Raw genomic sequence first — 18762 nt, forward strand, 5'->3', positions numbered from 1 at the left:
CAATCATGGGTATATTATACTATTTGGTGCTTCTTTTATTAAATTGAATAGTAATGATTATGGATGTGATATTTGATAAAATAAAAGGGGGTAAAGTTTTACTACTACTGGGATTCTTGTTGGTAAGTGTGGTCAAAAGTAAGGCTCAATTCGACCCCAATAAGTATAAATTTGAACGCCTGTCTGTAGAAGATGGGCTACCTCATAGCGATGCACTGGCAAGTGTACAAGACAAACAAGGGTTCGTTTGGATTGCTACGAACAAAGGTTTGTGCCGATATGACGGATATCAACTTAAGCCATATCATTTACCCCAAAACGACCAATTGATTTTGCCAAACGATAGAATACAATCGTTGTATGTGGGTAGCGATAGCCTTTTGTGGGTTGGTACAGAAAGTAACGGTATTTATATATATGACCCCACAAAAGATGGTTTTCAAGCATTAGATTTTACCTTGGTAAAAACGATGGTGGTGTTGGTGAAAACACTGAAAAGTGCCCATATTTCTTGTATTAGCTCCGATACGGAAGGTAATTTATGGGTTGGCACAGCTAAAAATGGACTTTATAAATTACAACGACGAAACAAAACAGCTATTACGGCTATCATACAAATTGCTCCTGCTCGGAGCAATCCCAATTTTCAGGTAAGTAACATAGGGATAGATGCCCAGGATAATATATTGGTTGGTACTTCTATTGGGCTTTTTTACGCTTTACCTCGCACTAATATGTTGGTAAATACACCTTGGTTTGAGGCGAAATACATAGACCAACTACTTATCGACCAACACAAAAATATATGGGTGGCAAGTGAAAATCATCTTTATTGGTTGCCCAATCAAAAGGGGCAATACCAAAAGCTCTACAGGCTGCAAAGTGAATATTCTGAGGTTTATGCGCTACATTTAGATTCGTATAATAATTTATGGATTGGAAGCGAAACCAAAGGTTTGGTCATGATTCAGTCAAAACCCAAGACTGTTGCAGGAGAGTTACCTTTGGTAGAAGAGAAAATGATTAAATTTGAAGACAACGAAACGGGTGGAGCTGATTTTAACCTAAGAAGAATTAGGCATATTTATGAAGATAAATTTAAAGTCTTATGGATTTCGACCCAAGCAGGTGGTGTAAGTAAGTTAGATTTGCAACAAAAACAGTTCGGACAGTTATGTCCCGACAAAATCGGTAGTCGTTTCAAACCTACCCATTACATCAAGGCAATTTGCAAAGACGAAGCCCGTCAGTTGCTTTGGATAGGTACTTGGGGAGGTATCGTTTCGTATGATTTTCGTAGTAAACAGTACAAAAAATACCATGTACAAAATGCAAACAATCGGCTTTTCAATTTTGATGTTTCGGTTATTGTAAAAGATAGTAGGCAAGATATTTGGGTAGGTACAAACTCACAAGGGCTTTATAAATTAGGCAATGATGGACAGTTCTATCTAGTAAAACATAAACTTGGTAAAGGTATTGTTTCGGCTCTATGTACAGATGCTTATGGACAAATGTGGCTGGCAATACCTTCCGTAGGCATTTGTTTGTTTAATCCTAATGACGAAAGTATCAAGCCTTTTTTCCCAGTAAAAACCTCTATTCAGCCTCAAGAAGTAACCTTTTTTTTCTATGATTCGAGTAAACATTTACTTTGGGTTGCATCTAAACAAGGATTGTATAAATACCAAATTCAACAAGGAGGGATTCGATTCTTACACCGATTTACGCACCAAGAAGGCGATGTACAAAGTCTAAAAAACAATTATATATGGGCTTTGCAACAAGACAAAAAAGGTAATCTGTGGATTGGTTCTATTGGCGGTGGCTTGCACAAACTGTATGTAAACGCCCAAGGGAAAGATGTCATTCAGCGTTATGATGCGTTTTTGCCAGAGCAAGACGTAGAAATTATTTTAGAAGATGAAAATGGTACTTTATGGATTGGTGGCACAGGACTTTATCGTTTTAATCCTGCAAACAATCAGTATATTAGGTATGATGTAAACGATGGGCTACAAAGTAACTCTTTCAAGGTAGGGGCAGCTTGGAAAGCTGTTGATGGAACGCTCTTCTTTGGGGGTATTAACGGCGTTTCTTATTTTCAACCCAATACCATTAAAATCAATACGTTTGCCCCTATTCCTCAGATTGTTGGCTTGCGTGTGGGTAACAAACTAGTACAGGTTGGTGATACACTTGATGGGCGGGTCTTACTCAATAAAGTTATAGATAAACAGACCAAAATTGTATTAAACTATTTTGAAAATAACTTTGCTATCGACTTTGTCGGACTTAATTATACCAATCCCCATAAAAATATTTACGCTTATCGCCTCATTGGGCTAAGTGACGATTGGATAACTACACAACAGCAACGCAACGTCAATTTTTCTAATCTTGCTCCAGGTACTTATACTTTTGAAGTAAAAGTAGCCAATGGGGATGGCATTTGGTCGAAAGAGCCAGCTACACTTTCGTTGGTAGTTTTGCCCCCGTGGTGGCAAACGTGGTGGGCTTATTTGATTTATACCCTGATCGTAGCCGGTGGTTTATGGATTTATTATCGAATTACTGAAACCCAACGAAAACTCAAAGAACAATTATTGATAGAAAGCTTAAAGTATGAAAAAGAAAAGGAGTTATCAGAAATGAAACTTAGTTTTTTTACTAATGTATCGCACGAATTACGCACGCCACTTACACTCATTTTAGGTCCAATCGAAGAATTAGTTACAGCCATTAGGTCGTCATCAAATGGTTTATCTGAAAAGGCCTATTTGGTACAACGCCAAACCCGTAAGCTTTTAGAGTTGGTTAATCAGCTTTTAGAGTTTAGAAAAGTAGAATCAGGGCTTATTTCTATGCAGTACAGAAAAACTGAAGCAATAACTTTTTTAAGAGAAATCTTCTGGATTTTTGGTATAAAAGGCGAAGAATTGGATATTGAATATACCCTTGAAATGCCCGATGAAGAGGTGTATTTTTATATTGATAGAGAAAAAATAGAAATTGTACTCCTCAATTTACTTTCTAATGCCTTTAAATTTACACCTGCCAAAGGTAACATCACCATGCGTATTTCCGTAGTTGGGTCATCTACACAGACTACGGTATGGAAAAACCAGCAATTGAATGATAACTTTTTGGTAATTAGTCTGAAAGATACAGGCATTGGCATTGAGGCAAAAGAATTATCAAAAATCTTTGACCCCTATTACCAAGCAGCTCATACAGAGTCGCTCAAAGTAATGGGTACAGGCATTGGCTTGTCTTTAGTAAAGCAATTTGTAAAAGCACATGGCGGTGAAATAAGTGTAAGTAGTACCGTAGGAGTTGGCACAACGTTTACTGTTCATCTACCTTTAGGTAAAGAGCATATTTCTACCCAAAGCCTTATTAAAGAAGAAGATGTTTTTATGGAAAGTATCACCTCATCTGATGGTACAACACAAGCCGACCAATCATTATTTAAGACAGGGCATCAATCCAACTGGCATGTACTCATTGTAGAGGATAATGCCGAAATACGCCTGTATTTACAACAACTATTTGAAAAAGTATACCAAGTAAGTACTGCTACTGACGGACAAGAAGGCTACGAAAAAGCCCTAAGTACTATGCCAGATGTGATTATCAGTGATATTATGATGCCCGAGGTAAACGGCTTAGAGCTTTGTAAAATGATACGAAATAACCCCAAAACGCTTCATGTTCCGGTATTGTTACTTACTGCACGCACGGCATCTATCCATGAAATTGAGGGCTTGGAAATGGGGGCTGACGATTATATTAGCAAGCCCTTCAACCCCCATGTATTGCTTACAAAAGTGACAACGCTTTTACAAAACAGGCTCAAGATAAAGGAGTATTATAGCAAGCAAATTTTACAAGAACCAACCCACATTGTTATTCCAGACGAAGAGCGAGTATTTTTAGAAAAAGCTATGAGAATAGTCGAAGAAAATTTAGAAAACTCCGCCTTCAATGTGCAAGCTTTGTTGAAAGAATTAGGCATGAGTCAGCCTGTTTTATACCGAAAAATCAAAGGTATTACAGGCAAATCAGTCGTTGAGTTTATTCGAGATGTACGGCTTAAGCGGGCGGCGCAACTCTTGAGTACATCTAATTTAAGGGTTTCAGAAGTAACGGGAATGGTTGGCATAGAAGATTCAAAATATTTTCGACAACATTTTCAAGAGCTATTTGGGTGCTCGCCCTCGGAGTATGCTAAAACGAATAAAAAATAGCTTTGTACATAAAAATTGTTGCCTATGGCTAGTCAAGAGATAAAATAAATGAGGACGGTATTATTTCGCCCTCATTTTTGAATTAAATCCCCCCGATTTACTGCCTAAAGCTCACCTACATTTGTACTATTCAAATGATTATTTATGAAATAGCAGGAATTTTTACTTTTTTCTCATAAATAATACTTGAAAGCAAATGGTCATATCAATCAGGATTATTAGGCAACATCACTTATGAAACCTCATCTTTTACAAGTTGCAACTGTGCCGAATCGTTCATTCAGTATTCGTCAGGAACTCATGCCCAATGTCAATTCAAGATGGCATTGCCACGCCGAGGTAGAAATGGTGCTCTTTCACAGAGGCAGTGGCACTCAGTTTGTTGGTGACAGCATCCGTCGCTTTAAGGCTGGCGATGTTGTATTAATAGGTACAAATTTACCGCATTATTGGCATTACGATCATGAGGATTATGCCACTCATGCTAAGTTTCCTTATGCAACGGTTATACATTTTTCAGAAAATTTTTGGGGTGACAGATTTCTCAATTTACCCGAAAATAAAGGCATCAAGTATGTATTGGAACGAGCCAAAAGAGGTATTTTTTTGGAAGAAAACCTAAAACTAAAAGTAGCCGATTTAATAGAAAAATTATACCATGCAGAAGGCAGTTACCGCCTCATGTTATTGATGGAAAGTTTGCAAATTGCCAGTCAGTGCGATAATAGCAGTTTATTGGCTTCTATTGGTTTTCGGCACGAAACATCTGATATTGAAAACGAGCGACTCAATATAATATATAATTACACCCTGCAAAATTTTCATAACAAAATTAGTTTAGACGAAGTAGCATCTTTGGTAGGTTTAGCTCCCAATTCCTTTTGTAGGTATTTTAAATCGAAAACAGGCAAGCAATATTCTCGTTTTTTGTTGGAAGTACGGGTTGGCTATGCTTGTAAATTGTTGCTCAATGGTCATTTGACGCTCAAGCAAATTTGCTATGAAAGTGGCTTTAATAATTTTACTTGTTTTTACGAAAAATTTAAATTATTAACAGGTGCAAGCCCAGCTATTTATCAAAAAACCTATGTTCGATAAGTCATGCAAATGCTCTTATTGTTTGGGTATAAAGTGCTAATAATCAATCCACTAGTTCACAATTTTGCATTAGTACTTCATGATTAAAAAAGAGTTAAACGGTATGCTTATGTTTGGCATACTGTTTAACTCTTTTTTGTACCCCTTTGGTCATTAAGTGGTAATTGAAAATTGTAAGTGTCTTATAATTAATAAATTAACTCACAATTAACTCAATCACTAACTTAGTAGCCATCATTTTGAATGAGTTTAGGGTTGGCATCAATTGTACTTTGAGCAAGTGGCCACCAATAATGCTTAGTTGCTACAAATTTCTTCGCAGGCGTTACGTTGAGGGTTGGGCCTTTGGGTAAGTTGTTCAGAACAGCATCAGCAATTTTCCAACGGCGAATATCAAAATACCTTACTCCTTCGTAGCCTAATTCCCATTTTCTTTCATTTTGGATAGCTGTACGCATAGCATCTTTCGATAAACCTGTGGCTAAGTTGGGCAAACCAGCTCTGCTTCGAATTTGGTTGATAGCGGCATATACAGTTGCATCTGGGCCACTAATTTCGTTTTGAGCTTCGGCATACATGAGTAGTACATCGGCATATCTCAACACAATGGTATTGGGCGCTTGTTCGTTATCGTATGCTTGGTTTTTGGCAGATGGGTCAACACCTTTGCGAATAGACATCGGATATGCCGCTTGAAATGTACCACCAGGAAAACTGTTTACACGGTCGATATTAAAGATAGAGCCATCAGGCAATGTTGAAATGCCCGCCACAAAATAAGTTGTATAGAAACGAGGGTCTCTGTTTGCCCAAGGATTTGCTGCCGAATACAAGGGCGAAGTAGCGGCAGTTAAACCATCTTTCATCAAATATGAGTCGGCATATTCAGGCGTAATTGCCGAAGAACCCCAGCCACCAGCTACTCCACCTTGAGTTGGCAAAGTACGAGGACCAAAAGGAAGCAAATTATTACCACCTTCTTGCGAGTTGTTGGCGGTGTATTCAATATTGAATAGTACTTCTTTATTGTCTTCGTTGCTTACCGAGAAAATATTATCATAGCTCGATTCCAAACCAACTAAAGTAGGGTTCTGCGTAGCAATTGTCATCAACTCAGAAGCGGCAGTTTTAGCAGCTTCCCATTTTTTAGTATCACCAGAAGGATTGAAAAGTGGACTTGCCGCATAAGTTAAGGCTCTTACTTTCATCCCTAAAGCAGCCTGTTTAGTGGCTCTACCTTTTTGACTATTGAATGGAGTAAGCGACAATTTCTGTGCAGCTTCGTCGAGGTCGGCAACTACTTGTGTTAAAACCGATTCTTTTGAATCTCTCGGTACTTTTGCCTCACTAACAGGCAATTGTTTTAAAACCAAAGGAACATCGCCGTACAAACTTACCATTCGGAGGTAGGTAATTGCTCGTAAAAACTTTACTTCTCCTTCGTATATTTTTTTGGTATTGGCATCAATACTTGCCTTATCCATATTGTCTAATATGGTGTTGGCCCAACCAATAGCTCTGTAACCATAGTCCCAAATGAATCTTACGTTATCGGTAGTTGGGGCAAGGTTTCCGTTAGAAATATCGTACCAAGGTGTATGCCACGAAAACTGGAAGTATGCCGCATCACTGGCTACTTCCCAATACAAATCTCCAGCATAAACGCCGTTACGTCCAACATTTCCTTTGCCTTGCATATAGTTATATAGACCATTTACGGCAAGGTCAAAGTCTTCTTGTGTTTTGAAGAAATTTTGGGTACTTATCGAGTCTAAAGGACTTAGTTCCAGTTTATCAGTACATGCGTTCAATAAAAAACACATTACTGTTAGAATACATATTTTTTTCATAATCCAGTATATTACATCAATTAAAATTCAACATTTACGCCCGCAGAGAATATTTTCACTTGTGGAATACCACTTCTGTCTAATCGAGCACTCTTTTCTGGGTCAAATCCTTTGAAATTTGTCCACGTAAGTAAATTTTGACCACTTACATATACTTTAAGGCTTTTAAAGAAATTGGTTTTAACCAAATCTTTAAAGTTGTATTCCAACGTGATATTCTTCATTCTCAAGAACGAACGGTCTTGTACGAAGAAAGAGTTGGTCATTTGCGTATTTGGGCCAGAAGTATCCCATACACGAGGCATTGTTGTACTTGGGTTGCTTGGTGTCCAACGATTGAGCCACTGTTCGCCAAAGTTTGAGCCTTGGAACGTTGGTATAAAATACTCATAAGAGCCATACGTTTGAGCATCTCCAATGCCTTGGAATTGAGCCGATAAGGTAAACTTTTTGTACGATACCGAAGCATTAAATCCATACACCCAACTTGGAGACTCTTTCCCTAGTACTTGTCTATCGTTGGCATCAATTTTACCATCTTTGTTGAAGTCCTCGTATTTCAAATCGCCAGAAGCTGTACCACTGAATTGCTTAGGTGAGTTATCTACTTCGCTTTGATTTTGGAAAATACCTATAACTTTCAAGCCATAAAGGGCATCAACGGGTTGACCTCGCAAAAGGGCATAATTTCCATCGATTACTCTATCTTTCTCATCACTCGATTCAGGGTTGATGTAAACCAACTCGTTTTTGTTGTAGGCTGCATTGCCTCCAATGCTAAATGATACATCTCCAATTTTGTCGTTGTAGTTTACCGCCAATTCAATCCCTTTGTTTTGTACACTTGCTAAGTTTGAAGTAACAGAGGAGAAACCTGTATTAGAAGGCAGTGGCGTATTATAAATGATACCTTTAGCATTTTTCTGATAGGCATCGGCTACGATGCTAAGTTTTGATTTGAATAAGAACAAATCGAAACCAATATTGGTCGTAGTAGAAGTTTCCCATTTAAGGTCTGGGTTGCCATAAGTCGTTTGTACAGCACCGCCTACCGTAACATTGTTGAAGTTGTAGTTGTTACCAAAACCAATCAGTGCTACATAAGGGAAATCAGAGGAAGCATATTGGTTACCCAATTGTCCCCAAGAAGCTCTGATTTTCAAGAAGTCTATCACATTTTGTTGCTTCATGAAACTTTCGGAAGTCATTACCCAACCTAAAGAGAAAGCTGGAAAAACCCCAAAACGGTTATTTACCCCAAAACGAGAAGACCCATCTCTTCGTACTGTAGCTTCAAAAAGGTATTTACCATCATACGTGTAGTTGAATCTACCGAACTGAGAAACCAAGGCGTTTTGGGTAGCAGTACCTCCGTTGTTTTGAGTAGAAGGGTCGCCCGCCGAAAGGATTCTTGTTTCGTTTGATGAGAAATTTCTACGAGAAGTATAGTTGTAAGTCCATGTATTTTTCTCATAGCTATAGCCCCCCATGATTCCCATTTGGTGTTTGCCAATAGTTTTGTTGTATGATAATTGAGCATAAGGGTTGATTCTTTTTGATTCGCTGTTGGTCAATGTCAACGAAGACGTTGAAAGTGCACCTGTCAAATCACTCAATTTATACCCTTGTGTCAATAACTCTTGATAACGCCAGTTGTAGCCTGTAAGGTTTGATGCCCAGTCGAAGCGGTCGTAAGGGTTGATATTTACCGTAACGCTACCTCTTAAATGAAGGTCTTTGATAATTTCCCAATCGGCATAGCCCGAGCCTAAAAACGATTGTGTGGTAGAAACTACCTGATTGGCCGCCGACCTTGCCAAGGCATTACCTGCTTGGATAGAGTTGAGTGCCGAAAACGAATATCCATCCAAGATTGCCAACTTTCCATCGCTGGTATAAGCAGGCATTACAGGTGTAGCACGCATAGCATCAAGTACCGACACATACAAAATGTCGCTTGATGGCATATTTTGTTCGCCTCTACTGAATGTTAAGCTTGTTCCAACCTTGAAGTTGTTTAATACTTTTGAGTCAATGTTCAAACGAGTATTGTAGCGTTGATAATTCCCTTGTGTTACGATAGCATCTTGGTTCAATACACCAAATGAAATATAGTAATTGGTATTGGCATTACCACCAGAAATCGACAAGTCGTGTTGTGACATAGCTGCCGACTGTTTGAAAAGCAAGTCCATCCAATTGGTGTTCGTCATATTACCAAAACCTTTGTATGTATTCATGGTAGCAGTCGAGAAAGATGGAGACTTCCCACTGTTTACAGCAGCTTAGTTAGCTAAGGTCATGAAATCCATGGTATTAGAAACCATCTTAGGAAGACTCGTAGCCGAGCTTACCCCATAATAGCCATTGTACTTGATTGTGGGTTTTGCTGATTCTTTTCCTCTTTTAGTTGTCACCAAAATTACCCCATTTGAAGCTCTCGAACCATAAATAGAAGCAGCAGAGGCATCTTTTAATACGGTAATCGATTCAATATCAGTAGGGTCGATAGAATTGAGCGGGTTGATAGATTTGCTTGGTACACTTCCACCACTGGCATTGAATTGTGGTGTCGATTCGGTAGTAGCAATAACTCCATCAATAATGATTAAGGGGTCTGAGTTTCCGAGTGTTCCTGTTCCACGAATCACAATCTTAGAGTTGTCGTCACCTGCCAAACCTGAGTTTTGGTTAAGGTTTACACCAGCTACTTTACCTGCCAAAGCCTGTGCTGCGTTGGTCAATGGTTGGTTTTCAAATTGTGAGGCTTTGATTACCGACACCGAACCTGTAACGTCGTTTTTCTTTTGTGAGCCATAACCTACCACTACTACTTCGTCTAAGGCTTTGTTGTCGCTGGAAAGTACGATGTTAAAAACAGTTCTGCCACCCACTGTTACTTCTTGGGTTTTGTAGCCTATCATTGAAAACACCAATGTTACATCTCCTTTGTCAGGAATCGTAAATTTGAAGCTACCCTTACTGTCGGTGCTGGTACCTTTAGTAGTACCTTTAATCTTGATGTTGACACCTGGCAATCCTTGACCATTTTCGTCAACTACTTTGCCCGTAATTGTTTGGTCTTGGAAGAATTTAGACTCAATACGCTTATTATTAAAATAAGGTTGATTGATTGTTGACGCTAAAACCTGTGTGGAGTAAATTGCTAGAGAAGAAGCAACAACCGATGACAGAATTAGAGCATTCAAATGACGTAAAGTTTTGTTGTCCATAAAATGACTCAGCTAATCAATGATTGTAAATAATTTGATATAAAAGCTTTTAACGTATCTCAATGTTAGAAACGTAACTAAGGCCTTATTGTTAAACATTGAACGATACAAAGAAAATATATTAAAAAAGAGGCTTTTGGTGGTTATTATCTTTTTAGTAAGCTATCTTAACCTGTTGTAATATTTCTATAATAAATAATATATTTTAAGGATAAAAACCCCAATAAATGCTGTTTATTGGGGTTTTTAAACAATACAAGATTGAGTCAATTAGTTTATAGAAAATCTGCGTCGGTTAACGTAAAACTACTCAAAGGTTTTACTGTTAATTGTTTTACTTTATCTTTATAACGTATCGATACCTTGCCTGCTAAACGTGATTTTATAACGACTTTTGTAAGTTTGGTATTTTCCCAAAATACATCTACGGTGTAGCCACCTCTTGCTTTCAGACCTGTTACGTAACCAGTAGGATATTTCGAGGGCAAAGCAGGCAATAAGGCTATTTCGCCCCCTTGGCTCTGCATAAGCATTTCGCCTATGGCGGCAGTCATGCCGAGGTTGCCGTCAATTTGCCAAAATCCAGTAAACTGGCAGGTCAAATTGGTGTACAGGGCTTTTGAAAAATGTCTATCTAAAACCATTTGTACGCTGTCGCCTTCGGCTAATCTCGCCCAAAAGTTAGCAGCAAATGCCCCCGACCAACTTCCCGTGTTCATGGCATAAGCGGGTTTTCGATAGGTGATGGTTTGACGAATGGCTTTGGCTAAATCGGGCGTTTGATGAAGGGTGATTAAATCACTGGCAACAAGCCCCCAACCATGCGGTACTTGCCCGTTGAATGGCTCGGCGGCATCCCAGTCGTCGTTCCATTCTTGTAATTGCCCCGTTCGTGGACTTATTTTCATTGGGGCTAATCGGGCTAAGACACGGGCAATTTCTTGTTTTTGGGTTTGGTCTTTTCCCAAAATATCAAACGCTTGGAGGGTGTTTTTCAATAATGAACGGATAATTTGCATATCTTGTACAGCTCCTTCACAAGCCCATACTTTTTCTTTTTTGGCATTAAAATAATGATTTTCAAATGACTCAGACGGATTCGTAACTAAATAACCTTGGCCATCTTCTTGCAAATTATCGACATAAAAAAGGGATGCTTCGTATAAAATTGGAAAGTATTCGGCCAAAAATTGCTTATCCTGTGTAAACAAATAATGCTCCCAAATATGCTGGCATAGCCATGCTCCGCCCACTTGATAAATCGCCCAAAGGCCATTGCCGCCTACTGGCCAAGTGGTTCGCCATAAATCTATGTTATGATGAGCCATCCAACCACGGGAATTGTATAAGTTTTTGGCTGTTTTTTGACCATCTACTGTCGTTTCTCGAATTAAATTTAAAAGCGGTAAATGACATTCAGATAAATTGGCAAGCTCGACAGGCCAATAATTAATTTGAGCATTGCAGTTGATTGTCCAGTTGGCACTCCATGCTGGTTGTAATAAATTACTCCAAATGCCTTGTAAATTAGCTGGTTGCGAGCCTTTTCGAGAAGAAGAAATCAGTAAATACCTGCCAAACTGAAAATACAAGGCTGTAAGGGCTGGGTCTTTGTCTTTGTTATAGTTTTTGATGCGTTGGTCTAAAGGAAAATTATCTTCAGTACTTGTCCCCAAATGAAGATTTACACGTCCAAATAACGCTTGGTAATCTTTGATATGTGCCTGACGTATGGCTTGATATGACTTTCCCAACAAGCCTTTACTGTATGCTTCGCATTGCTTTTTTTCGTCTTTTCCTGCTGAAAAAGGGTCTTTATCAAAACCATTATAACTGGTGGCATCTACAAAAACTAAGGTAGCAAAAGAAGCATTTTGTAGTTTTAATTGGTTGCTATCAGCAAGAATTTGTCCATCGGTTTCAGTAATAAATAATCGCCCTTCAAAACGCATTCCATGCCCATCTTGGTAAATGGGAGGGTGTATGCCTTGATAATTGGGTTCTATATGAATGGGCGCTTGACCATTGATGATGAGCTGCTGGTTGGCAGAATGGGTTTGGTATTTGACCAAGCTTTGGAGAGATGCGATGAGATTGAGGGCCTTTTTTTTGTCTGCGGTAAGACGAATGATGATGGCTTGCTGTGGAAAAGAAGCAAAGATTTCTCTTTTGTAGTTGACTTCTTTTTGCTTGTAAGCTATCGTAACAATGCCTGTTGATAAATCTAATGACCTTTTATATGCTGTTGCTTGGGTTTCATCTTGATTCATTCGTAGTAAAATATCTGCCAAAGGCATATAACTTTGGTTCCAAGCACCAAGCATGTGGCTATTGATGAGCTTTTGGGCTTCTGAGGTATTGCCATGCTTTATTTGTTTTCTTATCTCTTCGAGGTATTGATATGTGCCAGGTTTTTGAAGATTACGGGGTTCTCCCGACCAAAAGGTATCGTCGTTTGTTTGGATAAGTTCTTGATTAACAGTGCCAAAAATCATACTACCCATTCTCCCATTGCCAATAGGAATAGCCTCGTTCCAGTTGGAGGCTGGTGTGTTAAAATAGTAATTTAGAGTATTTTTATGGTGACTTTGATTGGGGGGCTTTGCTATGTTCTTTAATAAAGAACAACATAAGAATGGCAAAAATAAAAGACTTCTAAGCATGGATTAGGATTATAAGTATATAAGTATAAATGATGCGTTGGTAGCTAAAAGAAATAATACTTTGGTTACTGCATTTTTGTAACTCGAAAGCTGTTGCAGACTTCGTCCTTCTAAAAAAAGTGGTGAGTGATACTTTTAAAAACCGACTATCAATTTTTAAAAGTATCACTCACCACTAAAAAATGTTACACTAATATTTGTAAGTTACCACAGATAATAAATGTAGTATTTCATATCTGTGGTAGGGTATTAATACTAGGACTTAGTATCCTGAATTTTGAACTAACCCTTTTGTACGGTCGATTTCAGTTTGTGGAATTGGCCAGTAATCAAAAGTAGTTTTGTAAATTTTCTTTTTAAGGTTGGTATTGCCTGGTACAATTTCAAAACCATTCAATTCTTGTATGGCAGTCCCCCATCTTCTTAAATCAAAATAACGGAAACCTTCAAGAGCCAATTCAACTCTGCGTTCGTGTCTGATTCTATCTCTCATTTGTGCTTGTGTCAAGCCTGTTGGTAAAGCAGGCATTCCAACTCTGGCACGAACTTGGTTGATAGCAGCATAAGCATTGGCTGGGCCATTGGCTTCGTTTTCAGCTTCTGCGTAGTTCAATAATACTTCTGCATAACGCATCAATACAATATCTTGGCTACTTACTGTACTATAACCAGGGTCACTTTGGGTTGGATCTAGGGTTTTCTTGATAGCCAAACCTGTAGTATTACTGTTGGTAAATGCTTTGAATACCGTTTGCGAACCATTGTATTTTTTCCATCCTTTCGATTCATCGTCACCATCTACAAAAACGGTCATTCTCAAACGAGGGTCACGGTTTTCGTAAGGAGTAGCAGCGTTGTACAATGGCGAAGATGAAGTTGGTAAACCATCTTTACATTCGTACTCACTGGCAAGGTCTAACGTAGGTTGTAATGCCAACCAGTTACCAATAACCAAGTCGATACCTTGTACAGGGTATGAATTTGGAGGTAAGTTCTTTACAGAGAATAGAATCTCGTTGTTATTGGTTTGTCCAGGCTTATAGAAAATTTCGCTGAAATTAGTTGAAAGTTTGAATTTACCTCCATCAATAACCGCTTTTGATAAAGTGGCAGCCTCAGCATATTTCTTTTGGAACAACAGTACTCTTGCTTTTAGTGTTTGAGCCGCACCTTTCACCACATGACCGTCAGTATATGCGATGTCTGGTAAACCAGCAATAGCCTTATCTAAATCTTGGATAACCAATGTCAGTACCTCATCTCTGGTTGATTTACTTTTAGACTCTTTGAAAGTAGTAGCTTCTGGCTGTGTTGTAATAATCACATTGCCATAAAGTTGAGCCAATTGGAAGTAAAAATACGCACGCAAGAAATTTGCTTCGGCAAGGTATTTGGTTTTTGCTGCGGCATCCATCGAAATATTTCCAGCGTTTGCCAACAGATTGTTTATAGCAGCGATAGCCTGATAGCTAACTGCATAACTATTGTAAACATAACCACCAGTATTTGGGGTTGGACCACTAAAGCTGATGTCTTGAATAGCAGCATCCCAAGGATATTGGCTATAAGCATCGTCTGTGAGGGCATCCCATCCTGCTTGGTAAAACAACGAAACAGGAGCACCACCAGTTTTTAAATAAGCATAACAACCCGCCAGAGCCGATTGTACGTCAGATTCTGTTTTCCAGAATACGGAAGTGGATAGCCTATCAAGAGGAGCTACTTCTAAGGCATTCTCTTTACATGACTGAAGTAAAGTAAGCGATAAAGCAAGCAGACAAGATACTTTTTTATATGTTTTCATAATAAAGAAGTTCAAATTTTAGAATTGAGCATTAAGACCAAATGTGAATACCTGATTTTGCGGATACGAAACGTAGTTACCACTGATACTTGTACGCTCAGGGTCAAGTCCAGGGAATTTGCTTATGGTTAGCAAGTTATCTCCTGCAAAATACACTCGTAAAGATTGAAGTTTCACTTTATCAAGCACTACTTTTGGAATGTTATAACCTATTTGTAAGTTTTTCAAGCGTACAAACGAAGCATCTTTCAAATAGAAAGTTGAAGCATAGTTTTGTACCGCAGGATAACCATCTGCAATGTAAATTCTTGGCATTGTAGTAGAAGGATTCGTAGGAGTCCATCTGTTTCTCCAATCAGTAGTAGGCACAGAACCCTGTCTAAACGGTTCTACCCCCCAACCATTCACATAAATTTTTTGACCAAATGAACCAAAAATCTGTGCCGATAAATCGAAGTTTTTCCACGTTAAACCTAAATTGACATTGTAAGAAGCCACAGGATAACGGCCAGGCGTGTAGGTTCTGTCGTTAGCATCAATTTTTCCATCGCCATTTACATCTTTAATTTTCAAATCTCCAGGTCTAGGAGTGATAGGCTGCGTTGGCCATGCGTCAATTTCAGCTTGGTTTTGGAAGATACCATCCCATTGGTATAAATAGAATTCATCTAAAGGACGACCTTCTTCACGAATCGTATTGCCACCAATTTCTTTAGCACCATACTCAACTAAAGTATTTTTATATGTTTGAATGTTACCTCCAATTTTATACCCTAAATCGTTAGTAATTTTATCTTGGTACTGTACATCCAACTCAAAACCTGTGTTTTTCACTCTACCGTTGTTTACAGTAGGTGCTCCTAAACCAACATAAAGAGGTACTTGATAGCCACGTAAGATATTGAAAGTTTGTTTGTCGTACCAATCAGCTGTAATATTCAAGCGACCATTTAATAAAGCAAGATCAAGACCAAAGTCTAAAGTTTGCGTAGTTTCCCAAGTAAGTGAAGGGTCCACTAAACCTCCAGCATAGTAGCCAGTTGTAAGGGAGCTACCAAATGGATAAGCTGTGGCAGTCAATACATTTTGATAAGGATAAGTACCGATATTTTGGTTTCCTAATTTACCCCAAGAACCTCTCAATTTTAAATCAGTCAACCAGCTAGCATCTTTCAAGAATGCTTCTTCCGATACTCTCCAACCACCAGAGAATGCGTAGAATAAACCCCAACGAGTATCAGTTGGAAGGCGAGAAGTACCATCATATCGAGTACTTAAACCTACAAGGTATTTGCCTTTATAGTCGTAGTTCAAACGACCATAAAACGACCTAATCGCCCATTCAGAAGCAGTACCACTGTTGTTCATGCCTTCTGCAGGTCCTGCGTCTAATTCTTGTACAAGGTTAGAAGCAAACTCTCTTCTGAAAGCACTCATGAACTGGTCTTTATTTTGTTCTTGTTGAGCTCCCGCCAAAGCATTTACGTGGTGGTCGCCAAAAGTTTTATCATAGTTCAACTGGCTATAAATTACCGTATATAAACTATTATTTTGTGATACATAAAGCCCTAATGTTCCTACGTCAACGTTCCCTGCTGCACTTAAATCAGAATACAAATACATCGGAATCTTTGGTCTAAAATCATAGGTCTTATAGAAAGTAAAGTTAGCTCCACCTCGTGTTTCCCAAACCAATCCTTTGGCCAAATTTACATTTACATAGCCGTTTACTTGTGCGTAGTAGTCGTCAGTAGAGGCATTTACGTTTTCAGCAATTGCCAAAGGGTTTTTGTTACCTGCTTCGTTCGAGAAAGCTCTGAATGTATAACGACCGCTACCATCCCACAATTTTGGTTTGTATAATGGAGACTGAGCTAAGGTTGCTAAAAATAAATCGCCCGAACCCTGTCTTGCACCCATACGTTTACCATAGCGGAGAAGGGTATTCGTACCAAATGAAATAAAATCGTTTACCTTAGAATTAAGGTTGAATTGCAAAGTATATTTTTTGTAATCAAAACCTTTCATTACACCTGGTTGGCTTGTATAACCCAAACCAACGCTGTAATTGGTATTGTCTTTGCCGCCACTTACGTTGAGGTAATGGTTTTGTACATTCACTTTTTGGAAAATATCGTCCAACCAATTGTGGTTAGGGTATTTCTCACGGTCAGTGGCGTTTCTATACAAATCAATTGTAGCTTGCGAATATATAGGGTTTAAGCCAGAGTTTACTCTTGCTTCGTTGTTCAACTCCATAAACTCGGCTGAATTAGTAATCAAGTCAGGAAGCTTAGTTGCTTGTGTGATACCATTGTTGTAGGTATAATTAAAGACCAGTTTTCCTGATTTCCCTTTTTTGGTAGTGATAAGCACTACCCCATTAGCACCTCTTGCCCCATAAATTGCAGCTGAAGATGCGTCTTTCAATACCGAAACCGTCTCAATGTCATTAGGGTTGATAGAGCTAAGGCTACCGGGCAAACCATCTACAATGACGAGTGGGTCATTACCCGCACCACTAAATGTACCAACACCACGAATTCTTAGACTAACACCTTCATTACCGGGTTCACCTGAACCTTGTACAACTTGTAAGCCAGGTAATTGACCTTGTAGCATTGTTGCAGGGTTGGTCGCAATACGTTTATTAAGCAGTTCACCAGAAGCTACCGCTACAGAACCCGTTAACTCTGTTTTCTTTTGAGTACCATAACCCACGACAACTACTTCTTGTAAATCTTTGGTATCAACACTCATTATAATATCAAGTGAATTCTTACTTCCAACAGTCACTTCTTGTGTTTTGTAACCAACTAACGAAAGTACAAGTATTGCATTTCCTTTGTCAGGAACTGAAAGTTTAAAATCACCATTGCTGTCGGTACTTGTACCTTTGGTAGTACCTTTGAGCTTGATGTTTACTCCAGGTAGGGCTTGACCATTTTCGTCAACTACTTTTCCTGTGATACCCCGATCTTGTAACGTATAATTTGCCTCAATTCGCTTATCACTATAATAAGGATGGTTGATACTGGGAACTGCCAAGACTTGTGTTGATTGTAATGTCAAAGAAGACGCTACAACTGAAGACAACAAAAGGGCACTCCAATTACGTAAAGTTTTGTTTTCCATAAATTTACTTAGCTAATCAATGTTATATTTGTCTGATTTTCAAGCTATTAATTCGTATCAATGATTTATAGCGAATAACTAAGGCCTTAGATTTGATATTTTCATTGAACGATACAAAGAAAATATATAAATAAAGTATCAATGAGAGGATTCTATCCATTTAATCAGCTATTTTAACATATTGTAATATTTTGGACTTTTATTTAAGTATTTAAAGCTGAGTGAAGGAGAGTTTTAAGGAGAATATAAGCAAATAGGTAAAAAATGGTTTCGGAGTGGCTGGGAAGGAATGATGGTTATTTAGATTTTATTTTTGCGTATGATTGAGATTGATATATTATCTCCAAATTGATTTTTTGGACTACTTTAATCAATTTATTACATCAAAGACCCTTTAAATACAAATCTATTCCCAAAATTGAACTCTTCTTATGGGTTAGGTTGAATCTTTCTGTCATAGAATTTTCATTAGGTTATACCAAAGAACACATACTCATTTTGATGCATGCTTTTTGAATCAAATCAGCATAAACCCAATAGCATTATTGAACACCACGGTCAGACCGAATCGCCGTTACGATGATGAACTAATTCACTCTTCTTTTTACGAATTTGCAGAGCCATTTTTAAAGGACGCACAGAACCTTTGGCTTCCAAAGTGGGTTGCAAAGTCCAATCAACAATCTTCCGAGACAAGGAAAACATAAGCAAATTCAACTATTTGCATTA

Annotated in this window: 8 protein-coding genes and 1 pseudogene; 2 read left to right on the top strand and 7 right to left on the bottom strand. The window is 38.5% G+C overall.

Annotated features, from left to right (window positions below; all coding sequences use genetic code 11):
* Positions 1-59: 59 nt before the first annotated feature.
* Together VB798_RS22650 and VB798_RS22655 are read left to right on the top strand one after the other, a co-directional pair.
* A complete protein-coding gene (locus VB798_RS22650) occupies positions 60-4250 on the top strand; it encodes a hybrid sensor histidine kinase/response regulator transcription factor (protein ID WP_323689518.1) in 4191 nt (1396 codons plus the stop codon).
* A gap of 234 nt (positions 4251-4484) precedes the next feature.
* Positions 4485-5348, top strand: coding sequence for an AraC family transcriptional regulator (locus tag VB798_RS22655; protein WP_323689519.1), 864 nt, complete (start codon positions 4485-4487; stop codon positions 5346-5348).
* A gap of 224 nt (positions 5349-5572) precedes the next feature.
* On the opposite strand, the gene VB798_RS22660 is transcribed toward VB798_RS22655, so the two are convergent.
* The 7 genes and pseudogenes from VB798_RS22660 to VB798_RS22690 all read right to left on the bottom strand — a co-directional run bounded on the left by VB798_RS22660 (position 5573) and on the right by VB798_RS22690 (position 18738).
* The gene (locus tag VB798_RS22660; RefSeq protein ID WP_323689520.1) at positions 5573-7198 is read right to left on the bottom strand and encodes a RagB/SusD family nutrient uptake outer membrane protein; all 1626 of its coding nucleotides are present in this window, start codon (positions 7196-7198) and stop codon (positions 5573-5575) included.
* Positions 7199-7218: 20 nt separating this feature from the next.
* A pseudogene (locus tag VB798_RS22665) lies at positions 7219-9456 on the bottom strand (SusC/RagA family TonB-linked outer membrane protein); the annotation flags it as partial.
* A 27-nt stretch (positions 9457-9483) separates the two neighbouring features.
* A complete protein-coding gene (locus VB798_RS22670; protein WP_323689521.1) occupies positions 9484-10431 on the bottom strand; it encodes a carboxypeptidase-like regulatory domain-containing protein in 948 nt (315 codons plus the stop codon).
* 275 nt (positions 10432-10706) lie between these two features.
* The gene (locus VB798_RS22675; protein ID WP_323689522.1) at positions 10707-13094 is read right to left on the bottom strand and encodes a glycoside hydrolase family 95 protein; all 2388 of its coding nucleotides are present in this window, start codon (positions 13092-13094) and stop codon (positions 10707-10709) included.
* A gap of 262 nt (positions 13095-13356) precedes the next feature.
* The gene (locus tag VB798_RS22680; protein ID WP_323689523.1) at positions 13357-14898 is read right to left on the bottom strand and encodes a RagB/SusD family nutrient uptake outer membrane protein; all 1542 of its coding nucleotides are present in this window, start codon (positions 14896-14898) and stop codon (positions 13357-13359) included.
* 18 nt (positions 14899-14916) lie between these two features.
* Positions 14917-18033 carry a SusC/RagA family TonB-linked outer membrane protein gene (locus tag VB798_RS22685; RefSeq protein WP_323689524.1) on the bottom strand — a complete coding sequence of 1039 codons (3117 nt, stop codon included), beginning with the start codon at positions 18031-18033 and terminating at the stop codon, positions 14917-14919.
* 558 nt (positions 18034-18591) lie between these two features.
* Positions 18592-18738, bottom strand: a complete 147-nt coding sequence (locus VB798_RS22690) for a hypothetical protein (RefSeq protein ID WP_323689525.1) — start codon at positions 18736-18738, stop codon at positions 18592-18594.
* Positions 18739-18762 lie beyond the last annotated feature (24 nt).

It is taken from the genome of Arcicella lustrica, assembly GCF_034930985.1.
In the GTDB taxonomy this organism is placed as follows: domain Bacteria; phylum Bacteroidota; class Bacteroidia; order Cytophagales; family Spirosomataceae; genus Arcicella; species Arcicella lustrica.